The sequence below is a fragment of the Allomuricauda sp. M10 genome, from assembly GCF_020782875.1.
Classification (GTDB): Bacteria; Bacteroidota; Bacteroidia; order Flavobacteriales; family Flavobacteriaceae; genus Flagellimonas.
On record NZ_JAJGBN010000005.1, the window covers coordinates 36,431 to 50,502 of the forward strand.

Consider the following 14,072-nt stretch of genomic DNA (forward strand, 5'->3'; position numbering starts at 1 on the left):
TTCTGCCTATTTTTAGCCCATGGGAAAAATTACAATAGCAATTGACGGATATTCATCAACGGGAAAAAGCACCATCGCCAAACGGTTGGCCAAATCGCTGAACTATATTTATGTGGACACTGGGGCCATGTACAGGGCAGTGACGCTTTATGCATTAAACCACGATTTGATCAATGAAAAGGGCGAGATCAATGCACCCAAATTGGTGGAGGCTTTGCCTGATATTGTCCTAAAATTTGTTCCCAATCCCGAAACAGGTCGTGCCGACATGCACATGAACGGGCAAAATGTGGAGGAAGAAATCCGCTCCATGAGGGTTTCCGGGAAAGTGAGCAAGGTTTCTGCCATAAAGGAAGTCCGGGAAAAGTTGGTGAACATGCAGCAGCAAATGGGCAAGGACAAAGGTATTGTGATGGATGGAAGGGATATCGGTACCGTAGTGTTCCCTGATGCGGAACTCAAATTGTTCATGACGGCCTCGCCGGAAACCCGAGCCGCCCGTAGGTACAAGGAGTTGCTGGAAAATGGGGAAGAGGTAAGCTATGCCGAAGTCCTTAAAAATGTACAGGAAAGAGATCTGATCGATTCCACCCGAAGCATTTCACCACTTAAAAAAGCCAAGGACGCCATTGAATTTGACAATAGCGATATGGGATTGGAAGAACAGTTTGAACGCGTACACGACTTTGCCCAACGCGTGATTGCGAAGAAGGGGTAAATTGCATAGAATTTTAGATTGTACTTATCGGTTAGTGTGAGGATAGTTGAGTGTGCAAGCAACTAACTTACTAAAATGGAACAAACCAGAGGAAAATCCACAGGATTTTCCGAGTAGGCTAGAACCAGGCAATTATTTTTACACGTTGTTAGCAAACGTTTTTTTTTCAGATATATATTTTTCAATGTCCGAAATCCAATTCTGCTCTATCCATAGGTCTTTTCCAAATTCTTTTAATTGATATAGTGTGAATTCGGGTTTCAATTCTTTTAAAAATTCCAACCCCTGATTTATTGCTAATTTTAAAATATTGTCAATAAAGTCAGAAGCATCTTTTTCGGACATATTTTCTAAATCTATTGGTAAATTCCCATTTCCGACATACTCATTTATTTTCTCGTAATCATATCGGTAATTATTTAACCCATCTCGCATCAATTTTTTTAAGTCCGAAGGATTAAACACAAACGGTGAAACTTGAGGTAACATAATTTTGTCGGGATATTCTCCATCAAGGTTTTTCATAAATGTGTGGCAGTAAACAAAGGTAAATCCGAAAAACAAAGTCCTTTTTGTGTTTTTGTATATAATAAAAAACTCAGTGTCATTTTGTTTTACATAGTGACTATTCTGTCTCCAAAATCCGTGATTTCGTAAAACCTCATCAGCTTGTTTATAGTAGATTTCGTTAAATTCAGAGTGCGTCATTTCAAATGTTTGCTAACATTATTAGATACGAATCGTTTTTAATGATTTATATCGCCCGATATCTACCCTTTGGCAGTCAGGAGTGAAGGTAGCAGAATTTCTTGATAAATGTGGAAGTGACGGTTAGGAATCTAAATCAAAGAGGCTATCCAAAAAGATGATTTCCGTCAACCTGAACTTGTTTCAGGTTCGCATAATGATTTGTTTGTCAATAGGATGGGATTCTGAAATGAATTCAGAATGACGTATTTCAATACTTTTTCAGATAGCCTCTTGATGCCTTTGTTTCTACAAATTCGGAATCACCAACACCTGATCGGGGTGGATCAAATCTGGGTTCTTCAAAATGTTGGTATTGGCCTCAAAAATCTGTTTGTACTTCATGGCATCGCCATAATAATGCTTGGCGATCTTGCTCAATGATTCTCCGCTTTTTACGGTATGTCTGGCATAAATGGAATCATCCTCTACCGTAATATTGGCTTTGATATCGCTGGGATGCTCACCTCCAATTTCCTTGATCTTGTCCCATAACAGGTCTTTTTCGTATGGGGTAGAGGTTTTTCCCTTTATCTTCAGAACGCCGTTTTCTTCCGAAACATCGCCGTCCTTAACGTTCAACTTTAGACCTAGATCCAACACGGGTTGATACTTTGCTTTTACGCTCATAATGGTAATTTTTACAGTTAACAATTAGAACCTTCAAGATAGCCATAAACCGCAAATTTTCCAGTTAAATAATGGTTATAGTTTTTTTGGGTCAACCTTTTGTGCATATGCTTTGTGAATCAAGAATTTAATTGTATTTTTGCACTCCTTTTTAACAAAGCAGCAAGAGGAAAAAGGAATTTGAAATCAATGTAAAAACCACTTCCGCGGTAATTGTTCAACTCTTGTAAAACGTGGAATACAAATTTAAATCAGCAAATGGCTGAAGAAAAAGCAACCGTTGAGGCAACTGAAACTGCCACAGCACAAGTAAAAGAGGCAACTCAGGCCCAGCAAGATCCAAAAGAATTTCTTGAAAATTTTGACTGGGACAGGTACGAAGAAGGAATTGAGCGTGTAGACGATAGCAAGCTTAAGGAATTCGAGAATCTTGTTGAGGAAAATTTTGTGGACACTGCCGATGAGGAAGTAGTGGAAGGAACAGTGGTTCACATGACCGACCGTGAGGCCATCATCGACATCAACGCAAAGTCTGAAGGGGTTATCTCCTTGAACGAGTTCCGTTACAACCCTAACCTTAAGGTAGGTGACAAAGTAGAGGTACTTATTGACATTCGCGAAGATAAGACCGGTCAATTGGTGTTATCACACAGAAAAGCCAGAACCATCAAGGCCTGGGATCGTGTGAACAATGCCCATGACAAAGAAGAGATTGTACAAGGTTATGTTAAGTGTCGTACCAAAGGTGGTATGATCGTAGATGTATTCGGAATTGAGGCGTTCTTGCCAGGTTCCCAAATCGACGTGAAACCTATCCGCGATTACGATCAGTACGTAGGTAAGACCATGGAGTTCAAAGTAGTGAAGATCAACCACGAGTTCAAGAACGTAGTGGTATCTCACAAAGCTTTGATCGAAGCGGATATCGAAGAACAGAAAAAAGAGATCATCGGTCAGTTGGAGAAAGGCCAAGTATTGGAAGGTGTTGTGAAAAACATCACTTCTTATGGAGTCTTTATCGACCTTGGAGGTGTGGATGGTTTGATCCACATTACCGACCTTTCTTGGAGCCGTATCAACCACCCCAACGAGGTTGTTGAACTTGACCAGAAATTGAACGTGGTAATCCTTGATTTCGATGATAACAAATCTAGGATCCAATTGGGTCTTAAGCAGTTGGAGAAACACCCATGGGATGCTCTTGGGGATGAGATCAAAGTAGGAGACAAAGTTAAAGGTAAAGTAGTGGTTATTGCTGATTACGGTGCCTTTATCGAAGTAGCTGATGGTGTTGAAGGTTTGATCCACGTTTCTGAAATGTCCTGGTCTACCCACTTGAGATCTGCTCAGGATTTCGTGAACGTAGGTGACGAGGTTGAGGCTGTTGTTTTGACTTTGGATAGGGAAGACCGCAAAATGTCTTTGGGCATTAAGCAATTGACTCCAGATCCATGGACCGACATCACGTCCAAGTACCCTGTAGGTTCCAAGCACAAAGGAATCGTAAGGAATTTCACCAACTTCGGCGTATTCGTAGAGTTGGAAGAAGGAATCGACGGTTTGATCTACATTTCTGACCTTTCTTGGACCAAGAAAATCAAGCACCCATCCGAGTTTGTTGCCGTAGGCGATACTTTGGAGGTTGAAGTATTGGAATTGGACGTTGAAGGACGTAAGTTGAGCTTGGGTCACAAACAGACCACAGCCAACCCATGGGATAAATATTCCGAGGATTTTGGTGAAGGTACCGTTCATACCGCTTCTATCGCTGAGGTGGTTGACAAAGGTGCTACCATCAACTTTAACGAGGATATCGTTGGATTCGTTCCATCAAGACACATGGAAAAAGAAGACGGTAAGAAACTTGTAAAAGGTGAAACAGCCGAGTTCAAGATCATCGAGTTCAATAAAGATTTCAAACGTGTTGTGGCAAGCCACACCGCTATCTTTAGGGAGCAAGAAGAGAAGAACGTGAAAGCTGCCAAAGGCAGGGCTACCACTTCTGATGAAGCTGCACCAACATTAGGTGATGCCAATGCCCAATTACAGGCGTTGAAAGACAAAATGGAGGCAGCTGCCAAAAAGAAATAATCACATTTCTTATATAAAGAAAGCCCCGCTGGAAACAGTCGGGGCTTTTTTTATGCCTTCAACATTTTAAAGAATTGTTTACTTTTGCATACAACTGAGTCGGTTGCAATTCCTATGAGTCAAAAAGTACTGCTTACTTCCAAAGAGATCAACATCATACTGCACCGGCTGGCCTGTCAGCTCTTGGAAAACCATCTCGATTTTAAGGATACCGCACTGGTGGGCATTCAGCCTCGCGGCGTTTTTTTGGCCGAAAGATTGGCCAAGATCCTGAAAACAGAGTACAAGGTGAAGGATATTGCCCTTGGTTTTCTGGACATTACATTTTTTAGGGATGATTTTGGAAGGGGAGAAATCCTAAAAGCCAATTCCACCAAAATGGATTTTCTGGTTGAGGATAAAAAAGTGGTCTTCATTGATGATGTGCTTTATACGGGAAGAAGTATTCGGGCGGCACTTACGGCCATTCAGTCCTTTGGAAGGCCCAAGAGTATTGAATTGTTGACCTTGATCGATAGAAGATTTAGCAGACACTTGCCCATTCAGCCCAATTACCGCGGTAGGCAGGTAGATGCTATCAATAAGGAGAAAGTTAAGGTGATGTGGGAAGAAAATGACGGGGAGGATATTGTTTATTTAGTTAGCAAATAGAAGAAAATGAGCGAATTGAGCGTAAACCACTTGTTGGGAATCAAATATCTGAACAAAAAGGATATACAGCTCATTTTTGAAACCGCCGACCATTTTAAGGAGGTTATCAATAGATCTATTAAAAAGGTCCCCACCCTTCGGGACATCACCATAGCCAACATCTTTTTTGAGAACAGTACCCGTACACGGTTATCCTTCGAGCTGGCCGAAAAAAGGTTGTCCGCCGATGTGGTGAACTTCTCGGCAGCCCAATCTTCGGTGAAGAAAGGGGAAACCTTGATCGATACCGTGAACAACATCCTATCCATGAAGGTGGATATGGTGGTGATGCGTCACCCTAATCCAGGGGCAGGTATTTTTCTTTCCAAACACGTAAAAGCTTCCATAGTAAATGCTGGTGACGGAGCACATGAGCATCCAACCCAGGCCTTGCTGGATTCCTTTTCCATTCGGGAAAAGTTGGGAGAAGTAGGTGGAAAAAACATTGTGATCGTTGGGGATATTCTACATTCCAGGGTAGCACTCTCCAATATTTTTGCCTTAAAATTACAAGGGGCCAACGTAAAAGTATGTGGGCCTAAAACCTTGATTCCCAAATATATAACTTCCTTAGGGGTTGAAGTGGAAACCGATTTGCGCAAAGCATTGGAATGGTGTGATGTGGCAAACATGCTTCGCGTTCAGAATGAGCGCATGGATATAAGTTACTTTCCCTCCACCCGAGAATATACCCAACAGTTCGGGGTGAATAAACAGCTGTTGGACAGCTTGGACAAACAGATTGTGATCATGCACCCAGGCCCTATCAACCGTGGCGTGGAGATTACAAGTGATGTGGCGGATTCCGACCAATCCATAATTCTGCATCAAGTGGAAAATGGAGTGGCAATCCGTATGGCAGTACTCTATTTATTGGCATCAAAAATTAAGTAAGATGATTTTCGACAAAGATGGAACCACCACCATTGTTTTTCAGGAGAAGACTTCGCTTTCGACCTTCATGGAAAACCTGAACAATGCTTACCCCAAGTTGAAACACGATCATATTGTTATCAACCTTTTTTCTTTCAACAAGATTTCGGCCAACGATATCTTGGAATTTTTGGATTTGTCCAATGTGCACAAACACTCCGGAAAATCATTCGTATTGGTGACAGATAAGGTTTCCTATGACGATATACCAGATGAAATAAGTGTGGTTCCCACTTTACAGGAAGCCAAAGACCTTATCGAAATGGAAGAAATAGAACGCGATCTAGGTATTTGAAAATTGAAAACGAATCCATTTGGTCAAAGAGACCAATGAAATTATTCAAATCATTAAGCTTCTGGCTTCTATGGTAAAGTCCTCAAAACAGAATGCTTAAATTGCAATGGATAGTTTTTAACTTTCCATTTTTAATTTACCATTAGTGAAATTAACCATACTAGGCTGCTATTCGGCAACACCGAGAACGTTTACCAATCCTACCTCCCAGGTGCTCGAGATTCAGAACCACCTATTTTTAATTGATTGCGGCGAAGGAACTCAAGTACAATTGAGAAAGTACAAAGTGAAATTTTCGCGCATCAACCATATTTTCATTTCCCATTTACACGGCGATCATTTCTTTGGTTTACCAGGACTTATCTCCACATTTAGATTGTTGGGTAGGGAAAAGGAACTCCATATATACGGTCCCAAAGGGATTAAGGAGGCGGTGACTCTTTTCCTGAAATTGGGTGATTCCTGGACCAATTATCCTTTGATTTTTCATGAGTTGGAATCGAAAGAATCGGAACTGATTATGGAAGATAGTAAAGTTTCCGTCCAGACCATTCCTTTGGAACACCGGGTATACACCAATGGTTTTTTGTTCAAGGAGAAAGAATCTCCCCGAACATTGGATGTGGAGGCGGCCCAACGTTATGGAGTGGACCGGAGCCAATTCAATAATATTAAAAAGGGGCACGATGCCTTGGATGAAAATGGCAAGTTAATCCCAAACAAAAAACTCACCCATGATCCACCCAAACCCAAAAGCTATGCTTTCTGTAGCGATACGGTTTATAATGAGTCGATTGTTCCGTTGATCAAAGGAGTGGATGCAGTGTATCACGAATCTACTTTTTTGGAAACCGAGGTACATCTTTGCGACCGAACCAAACATTCCACCGCAAAGCAAGCTGCACAAATAGCCAAATCGGCAAAGGTTGACCAATTGATCTTGGGGCATTATTCCACGCGATACAAATCCATTGAACTTTTTAGGGAAGAAGCCTTGACCGTTTTCCCAAAAGTGGAGTTGGCCGATGATGGTAAGGTCTTTGATTTCTAGGATTGCGATTTGGTATTCTCAATTTAAAGCCAAACATGTCTTTTTGAATAAGCGTTGCGGTGAGAAATCTAAATTTTGATGAGCAACGATAATTTGTCCTTCAAGTTTATATGGTAATCCGTGGTTTTTGGGATTTCTCGACTGCGCTCGAAATGACCTAGCCTTTTTCCTTTCACTCATCAACCATCAACCATCAACCATCAACCATCAACCATCAACCATCAACCATCAACCATCAACCATCAACCATCAACCATGAACCCTTAACCCTTAACCCAAAACCATTAATAATAACCAATTGAATTATCATTTCCTCCTTTGAAGAGATTCGAATTTTAACGAACTTCACATCATGCAAAAAGACCTGAGCAATTACCGGAAATCATACGAAAAAAGCGAGTTGACCGAGGATTCCATCAAGGAAAATCCATTGGAGCAATTCCAAAAATGGTTTTACGAAGTGGAGGCATCCGATGGAGTGGACGAAGCCAATGCGATGACGGTTTCTACCATAGGTCTGGACGGATTCCCTAAGAGTAGGGTCGTATTGATGAAAAAGTATACCCACGAGGGTTTTATCTTTTACACCAACTACAATAGTGAGAAGGGCAGGGCCATAGCCAAGAATCCTTCAGTTTGTCTATCCTTTTTCTGGCCCAATATGGAGCGTCAGGTCATCATTAAAGGTACTGCGGAGAAAGTGGCAGAGAATCTTTCGGACGGATATTTTGAATCACGGCCTGTAGGAAGTCAATTAGGCGCCATAGTTTCCGATCAGAGTGAGGTAGTAGCATCTCGTGAAGTGTTGGAAAAAGCATTGAAAGATTTGGAAAAAGCATACGAGGGTAAGGAAGTGGAAAGGCCTTCACATTGGGGAGGTTATTTGGTTCGCCCAATTTCCATGGAATTTTGGCAAGGTAGACCCAACCGCCTTCATGATAGGATACGCTACACCCTTCAAGAAGATTATGATTGGAAAATAGAACGATTGGCACCATAAATCAATCCATATGAAACAGATTATTTTGATGCGGCATGGTAAATCAACCTGGGATTATGACGTTTCCGACAAGGATAGACCGCTACAGGAAAAGGGTATAAAGGATGCCAATGTGGTTTCCAATACCTTCCGCATGCATGCCCCTAAGTTGGATTTTGCCTTTTCCAGTCCCGCTATCCGTGCCCTTCATACCAGTATGATCTTTGTTCGCAATCTGGGCTTGGACCTTGCCCAATTCCGGGTAGAAAAATGCCTTTACGATTTCTCTGGGGATGGCGTTCAGCAGTTTGTTTCCAATTTGGACAATAATTTAAATACAGTGGCCATTTTTGGACACAATTATGCCTTTACTTCGCTTGCAAATAGCTGGGGAGATCAGTATATTGAAAACGTTCCCACGGCAGGGCTGGTCCACATTACTTTTGATGTGGATGAATGGTCGCGGATCTCAAAGGGAACCACTAAACAAATGGTCTTTCCAAAACACTTGAATAAATAAATGATCAAGACAAAGAATGAATATATAAATCGGGAAATCAGTTGGTTACATTTCAATGCCCGTGTACTTCAAGAGAGTAACGACAAAAAAGTACCACTGATTGACCGACTACGGTTTTTAGGAATTTTCAGTAACAATCTCGATGAGTTCTTCAAGGTTCGCTATGCTACCGTAAAGCGCATTGTGGAAGCGGGTAAAACCGGAAAGAGCGTATTGGGGGGCGAAAGGGCAAAGGACCTTTTGGAAGAAATCACCAAGATCGTGATTGCCCAACAGGCGCGGAGTTTGGAAATTTTCAAGGCCATTGAGAAGGAATTGCGTCAGGAAAATATTTTCATCATCAACGAAAGGGAAGTCACCGAAAGCCAGGCCGAATTCATCAGGGATTACTTTTTCAAAAAAGTGAACCAGGAGTTGATGACCATCATCTTGAACGACCTGAACGAATTTCCCCTTTTGAAGGACACCGCCGCTTATTTGGCAGTGAAGATCGTGATGAAGAACGGCTCAGCGGCAGGTAAACATAACCGATACGCCCTAATTGAAATCCCCAAAGGCATTGACCGTTTTATCGTGCTTCCAAAGGAAGGTGACAAGGATTACATCATCATGCTGGACGATTTGATCCGGTTCTGTTTGGACAATGTGTTTACCATGTTCGAGTTCGAATCTATTTCGGCCCACATGATCAAGATTACAAGGGATGCCGAGTTGGATATCGATAATGATTTGAGTAAGAGTTTTATCGAAAAAATCTCTACCAGTGTGGAGCACCGTAAGATCAGTGATCCTGTTCGGTTTGTGTATGACAAGAAAATTGATAAGGATACCCTTCAGTTCCTAAAGGAAAAAATGGATATCATGGGTACTGACAGTGTCATTCCTGGTGGTAGATACCATAATAGAAGGGATTACATGGGATTCCCAAGTTTGGGAAGACATGACCTCATGTATGAAAAAATTGACCCATTACCAGTAAAGGGTTTGAGCATGAAGGGAAGTCTTTTGGACATGATCGCCCATAAAGATTACATGATCTATGCGCCTTACCATACATTTAGCTACGTGACCAAGTTTTTAAGGGAAGTGGCCCTGGATCCAAAGGTGCGTTCCATTAAGATTACCATTTACCGTTTGGCAAGCGATAGCCAGATTGCATCCGCCCTGGTCAATGCCGTAAAGAATGGCAAACAGGTAACCGTGCAGATTGAGCTTCAGGCAAGGTTTGACGAGCAGAACAACATCGAATATGCCAACTATCTGCAGGCGGAAGGGGTGAATTTGATTTTTGGGGTTCCAGGATTAAAGGTCCATAGTAAAATCTGTATGGTGGAACGTGAGGAAGCCGGGGAATTGAAACGTTATGGATTCATCAGTACAGGTAATTTTAACGAATCCACGGCCAAGATTTACACAGATTATACCTTATTCACCGCCCACGAAGGCATTTTGAAGGACATGAGTAAGGTGTTCGAGTTCTTCGAAACCAATTATAAGATCAATAAGTACAAGCATTTGGTGGTATCTCCGCATTACACCAAATCCACTTTTATGAAGTTGATAGACAAGGAAATAGCGAATGCCAAGCATGGTAAGGAAGCCTATATCAAAATAAAGATGAACAGTCTTACCTCTTATGAAATGGTGGATAAGTTGTACGAGGCTAGCAGGGCAGGAGTAAAGATCCAAATGATTGTGCGGGGTATCTGTTGCTTGATTCCCGGTGTTGAAGGAATGAGTGAAAATATTCAGGCCATCAGTATTGTGGACAAGTTTTTGGAACACCCTAGAATGTTTGTTTTTGGCAATGGAGGCGATCCAAAAATCTATATTTCATCTGCTGACTGGATGACCCGTAACCTTGATTTCAGGGTTGAAGTAGGATGCCCTATCTACGATCCTGATATTCGACAAGAGCTTTTGGATACTTTTGATATTTCATGGAGGGACAATCTCAAGGCGCGTGTTTTTTCGGCAAAACAAGATAATGCCTACAGAAAACGTGTTGCCGGTGAAGCTGAACTAAGGTCTCAATTTGAGATGTATTATTACTATCAGAGGAAATTGGAATCCTAATACCACACTATTTGGTCATACGCAAATTTGCAGCCATTGATATTGGTTCGAACGCGATCAGGCTGCTCATCAACAACGTGATAGAACAAAAAGGTAAACCTACCATCTTCAAGAAGAGCGAGTTGGTACGGGTGCCAGTGCGCTTGGGCGAGGATGCCTTCATCCGTGGAGAAATTTCCCCTAAAAGTGAGTCGCGGCTGGTAAATACCATGAAATCTTTTGATTACTTGATGCAAGTGTATGGCATCGAAAAATTTATGATCTGTGCCACTTCCGCCTTGCGTGAAGCCAAGAATGGCACTGATGTGGTTCAAAGGGTCATCAAAGAGACTGGAATGCCCATTGAGGTTATCGATGGAAAAAAAGAAGCCATGATCATTGCTTCAACCGATCTTAAGGACATTATCAAAACGGATGGACATTATCTGTATGTGGATGTGGGCGGTGGTAGCACCGAGTTTACCATTTTTGAAAAAGGTGTGCCTAAGGTTTCCCGTTCTTTTAAAATTGGCACTGTTAGATTGTTGAACAATCTGGTTGATGATTCGGTTTGGGATGAAGTAAAAATGTGGATCAAATCCAATATCCCCTTGGATGGGACTGTGGAAATCATCGGCTCGGGTGGAAATATCAATAAACTGCATAAAATGTCAGGCCGAAAGTTGGGCCAGCCCCTTTCTTATATCTGGCTAAAAGGGCAATACCAATTTTTGAACAACATGGCTTATGAAGATAGGGTAGCGGTGTTGGGTTTGAATCAGGATAGGGCCGATGTGATCATTCCGGCCATAAAAATATTCTTGAATGCGGCCAAATGGAGCAAGGCCAAGAAAATCCATGTGCCCAAAATTGGATTGGTAGATGGAATGATCAAAATGTTGTACTACCAGAAGGGTTAACCGTGCATAGTTTCCTTTTTGCCCAAGTCTTTCATTAAGCTGGCTTCGTAATCCAACAGATCCTGCCATTTTTGGTCCACTTCCTCCTTATTTCCATATTTTCGGGCGAATTTGAGGAACATGGTGTAATGGTTGGCTTCGCTTACCATCAGGTTTCGGTAGAATTCCGATAACTCTTCGTCCTGGATTTCTTCGGACAGTAATCGGAAGCGTTCACAACTTCTGGCCTCAATCAAAGCGGCATATAGCAGTTTGTGGACCAAGTGGGTTTCCCTACTTCCGCCTTTGGGGAAGAATTTCATCAATTCGATAACGTATTCGTCCTTACGTTCCCGGCCTAAAACCCACCCGCGTTTTAGGAGCTTGTCATGCACCATGTTAAAATGGCCCATTTCTTCGCGGGCCAAAGCAGTCATTTCTTTTACCAATTCTGATTTTTCAGGGAAACCAATGATGAGGGAAATGGCCGTACTGGCTGCTTTTTGCTCGCAATAGGCATGATCGGTGAGGATTTCCTCAATATTTTTCTCCACTATGTTCACCCATCTTGGGTCTGTTGGTAACTTAAGGCCTAACATGAATTGTCTTTTGAAATATTATGGTACAAAGATACAGGTATTGGGTATGAAGCTAAAAATCAAGGTCGAATTCTTTGCGAAGCAAATCTATGGCTGGGTTCTTTTCCCTAAGCTTCTCGTATTTCTCGGCAGGAGTGAAGGCAAATTTTTTGGCTACTTCCTCGTTCACTGTTATCTGAAGAGTGATGGAGTAGTTGTTGAGTTTTTGTTTGAGATAATCGAGCATCAGGTTTTGTTCCCGCTCAATTTCCTTTTTCATGGTACCGTTGGGCAACTCGATCCAAATGACCTCTTCATTTTTTAGTTTAGGAACATCGGTCTGAAAATTACTGGCCAATATTTTTCTACCCTGACTTTCCAATTGGTGTACAAAATCATCCCAATGTTGCTGCATGCTTTCCTCGGAAAAAGGATCTTTAGGCAGGTCTTCATGTGAAATTTCTGGAGCTTTTGTGTTTTCATGCTCCTTTTTGATCTTGATGCTGGAAAGCGATAGCCCGGAAACCCGCTTTTCCAAGTTGCCAATCTGTATTTTTTTGGGAGGTTGGTATTCCTTTTCTGGCTCGCTGACCGTTTCAATGGGTTCCATGATTGGTTCCTCCTCCAAAACTGCTACATCAACTTGATTTTGAACAGGTTCCGGTAAGGATTTCTGCTTGGAACCGTGGGTTTGGATCAATTTAGTGCCATTAGTGACGGGCTCCCTTTTTGCAAAAAAGGAGGCTGGAATTATGTAATCAGAGTTTTTTTTTTCTCCATCAAAAGTGATGGACGCCAATTTCATGAGGGTGAGCTCAACGAGCAACCGTTGATTTTTGCTTCCCTTGTATTTCAGGTCGCAGTCGTTTGCCATGTCGATGGCCTTCAAAAGGAATTCCTTTGGCGACTTTTTGGCTTGCTCTTGATATTGTGTTTTTACATCATCACCTACTTCCAACAAGTTAAGGGTGTCAGGGTGCTGGCATACCATCAAATCCCTGAAATGGGATGCCAGACCAGAAATAAAATGATGTCCATCAAAACCAAGGGACAAGGTATTGTTGAAAAGCACCAAAAGTTCGGGGATGTTGTTTTCCAGAATCAAATCCGTAGCCGCAAAATAAATGTCATAATCCAGCACATTCAGGTTTTCCGTAACGGCTTTCCGCGTCAATTGCTTCCCTGAAAAACTCACTACCCGGTCAAAAATGGATAAGGCATCTCGCATGGCACCATCCGCTTTTTGTGCAATGATGTGCAAGGCACTTTCCTCTGCATCAACCCCTTGTTGCTCTGCAATATATTTGAGGTATTCAGAAGCATCTTTCACCGTTATCCGTTTAAAATCAAAGATTTGGCAACGAGATAATATAGTGGGGATAATCTTATGTTTTTCCGTAGTGGCCAATATGAAAATGGCATGCTTTGGCGGTTCCTCCAAAGTCTTTAAAAAGGCATTGAATGCCGACTGGGACAACATGTGCACCTCGTCAATGATGTACACTTTGTATTTTCCAACCTGAGGTGGAATCCTCACCTGATCGATCAGGTTTCGAATGTCGTCCACGGAGTTGTTGGAGGCCGCATCCAATTCAAAAATATTGAAGGCGAAATCCTCATCTTCGCGTTCCGTGCCATCCTGGTTGATTTTCTTGGCCAAGATACGGGCACAAGTAGTCTTTCCCACACCTCTGGGGCCACAGAATAAAAGGGCCTGCGCCAGATGATTGTTGTCAATGGCGTTCAGCAAGGTATTGGTAATGGCCTCTTGGCCCACCACATCCTTAAACGTCTGGGGACGGTATTTTCGAGCTGATACGACAAATGGTTCCAAAGGTGGAAAAATAGAGTTTTTACAAATATAAAAATAGCAACCGTGAATGCCA

14 protein-coding genes are annotated in these 14,072 nt (G+C 42.1%); 10 read left to right on the forward strand and 4 right to left on the reverse strand.

Annotated elements, in window-relative coordinates; all coding sequences use genetic code 11:
* Positions 1-19 precede the first annotated feature (19 nt).
* Positions 20-718, forward strand: coding sequence for a (d)CMP kinase (gene cmk / locus LKX84_RS13190; RefSeq protein ID WP_228237638.1), 699 nt, complete (start codon positions 20-22; stop codon positions 716-718).
* A gap of 138 nt (positions 719-856) precedes the next feature.
* Here the strand turns inward: cmk and LKX84_RS13195 are convergent, their stop codons facing one another.
* Together LKX84_RS13195 and LKX84_RS13200 are read right to left on the reverse strand one after the other, a co-directional pair.
* A complete protein-coding gene (locus LKX84_RS13195) occupies positions 857-1,426 on the reverse strand; it encodes a hypothetical protein (RefSeq protein WP_228237639.1) in 570 nt (189 codons plus the stop codon).
* Between the two features lie 288 nt (positions 1,427-1,714).
* Positions 1,715-2,095 (reverse strand): LysM peptidoglycan-binding domain-containing protein, encoded by a 381-nt coding sequence (locus tag LKX84_RS13200; protein ID WP_228237640.1) that lies wholly within the window; start codon positions 2,093-2,095, stop codon positions 1,715-1,717.
* Positions 2,096-2,353: 258 nt separating this feature from the next.
* On the opposite strand from LKX84_RS13200, the gene rpsA reads away from it, so the two are divergent.
* From rpsA to LKX84_RS13245, 9 genes are all read left to right on the forward strand, one after another.
* Entirely contained in the window at positions 2,354-4,186 is a 1,833-nt protein-coding gene (rpsA, locus tag LKX84_RS13205; protein WP_228237641.1) for a 30S ribosomal protein S1, read from the forward strand.
* Positions 4,187-4,300: 114 nt separating this feature from the next.
* Positions 4,301-4,837, forward strand: a complete 537-nt coding sequence (gene pyrR / locus LKX84_RS13210; RefSeq protein ID WP_163636296.1) for a bifunctional pyr operon transcriptional regulator/uracil phosphoribosyltransferase PyrR — start codon at positions 4,301-4,303, stop codon at positions 4,835-4,837.
* Positions 4,838-4,843: 6 nt separating this feature from the next.
* Positions 4,844-5,770, forward strand: coding sequence for an aspartate carbamoyltransferase catalytic subunit (locus LKX84_RS13215; protein WP_163636295.1), 927 nt, complete (start codon positions 4,844-4,846; stop codon positions 5,768-5,770).
* A 1-nt stretch (position 5,771) separates the two neighbouring features.
* Positions 5,772-6,104: a ribonuclease Z gene (locus tag LKX84_RS13220; protein ID WP_228237642.1), complete on the forward strand. Its 333-nt coding sequence runs from the start codon at positions 5,772-5,774 to the stop codon at positions 6,102-6,104.
* 145 nt (positions 6,105-6,249) lie between these two features.
* Positions 6,250-7,155, forward strand: coding sequence for a ribonuclease Z (locus LKX84_RS13225; protein WP_228237643.1), 906 nt, complete (start codon positions 6,250-6,252; stop codon positions 7,153-7,155).
* Positions 7,156-7,507: 352 nt separating this feature from the next.
* Complete coding sequence (gene pdxH, locus LKX84_RS13230; protein ID WP_228237644.1) at positions 7,508-8,155, forward strand: pyridoxamine 5'-phosphate oxidase; 648 nt, start codon at positions 7,508-7,510, stop codon at positions 8,153-8,155.
* A 10-nt stretch (positions 8,156-8,165) separates the two neighbouring features.
* A complete protein-coding gene (locus LKX84_RS13235; protein WP_228237645.1) occupies positions 8,166-8,654 on the forward strand; it encodes a SixA phosphatase family protein in 489 nt (162 codons plus the stop codon).
* Positions 8,655-10,730 (forward strand): polyphosphate kinase 1, encoded by a 2,076-nt coding sequence (gene ppk1, locus LKX84_RS13240; protein WP_228237646.1) that lies wholly within the window; start codon positions 8,655-8,657, stop codon positions 10,728-10,730. It begins immediately after the preceding gene.
* An 11-nt stretch (positions 10,731-10,741) separates the two neighbouring features.
* On the forward strand, positions 10,742-11,629 hold the full coding sequence (locus LKX84_RS13245; RefSeq protein ID WP_228237647.1) for a Ppx/GppA phosphatase family protein: 888 nt from the start codon (positions 10,742-10,744) through the stop codon (positions 11,627-11,629).
* On the opposite strand, the gene LKX84_RS13250 is transcribed toward LKX84_RS13245, so the two are convergent.
* Together LKX84_RS13250 and LKX84_RS13255 are read right to left on the reverse strand one after the other, a co-directional pair.
* On the reverse strand, positions 11,626-12,207 hold the full coding sequence (locus tag LKX84_RS13250) for a tRNA-(ms[2]io[6]A)-hydroxylase (RefSeq protein ID WP_228237648.1): 582 nt from the start codon (positions 12,205-12,207) through the stop codon (positions 11,626-11,628). The genes LKX84_RS13245 and LKX84_RS13250 overlap by 4 nt on opposite strands.
* A 52-nt stretch (positions 12,208-12,259) precedes the next feature.
* On the reverse strand, positions 12,260-14,020 hold the full coding sequence (locus LKX84_RS13255; RefSeq protein ID WP_228237649.1) for a DNA polymerase III subunit gamma/tau: 1,761 nt from the start codon (positions 14,018-14,020) through the stop codon (positions 12,260-12,262).
* Between the last annotated feature and the right edge of the window lie 52 nt (positions 14,021-14,072).

What these genes read in the sequence shown, in the direction of transcription:
- ppk1 (WP_228237646.1), top strand. Translation starts at nt 8,655, where the DNA reads ATGATCAAGACAAAGAATGAATATATAAATCGGGAAATCAGTTGGTTA.
- LKX84_RS13235 (WP_228237645.1), top strand. Translation starts at nt 8,166, where the DNA reads ATGAAACAGATTATTTTGATGCGGCATGGTAAATCAACCTGGGATTAT.
- pdxH (WP_228237644.1), top strand. Translation starts at nt 7,508, where the DNA reads ATGCAAAAAGACCTGAGCAATTACCGGAAATCATACGAAAAAAGCGAG.
- LKX84_RS13250 (WP_228237648.1), bottom strand. Translation starts at nt 12,207, where the DNA reads ATGTTAGGCCTTAAGTTACCAACAGACCCAAGATGGGTGAACATAGTG.
- LKX84_RS13215 (WP_163636295.1), top strand. Translation starts at nt 4,844, where the DNA reads ATGAGCGAATTGAGCGTAAACCACTTGTTGGGAATCAAATATCTGAAC.
- LKX84_RS13200 (WP_228237640.1), bottom strand. Translation starts at nt 2,095, where the DNA reads ATGAGCGTAAAAGCAAAGTATCAACCCGTGTTGGATCTAGGTCTAAAG.
- LKX84_RS13195 (WP_228237639.1), bottom strand. Translation starts at nt 1,426, where the DNA reads ATGACGCACTCTGAATTTAACGAAATCTACTATAAACAAGCTGATGAG.
- pyrR (WP_163636296.1), top strand. Translation starts at nt 4,301, where the DNA reads ATGAGTCAAAAAGTACTGCTTACTTCCAAAGAGATCAACATCATACTG.
- cmk (WP_228237638.1), top strand. Translation starts at nt 20, where the DNA reads ATGGGAAAAATTACAATAGCAATTGACGGATATTCATCAACGGGAAAA.
- LKX84_RS13220 (WP_228237642.1), top strand. Translation starts at nt 5,772, where the DNA reads ATGATTTTCGACAAAGATGGAACCACCACCATTGTTTTTCAGGAGAAG.
- rpsA (WP_228237641.1), top strand. Translation starts at nt 2,354, where the DNA reads ATGGCTGAAGAAAAAGCAACCGTTGAGGCAACTGAAACTGCCACAGCA.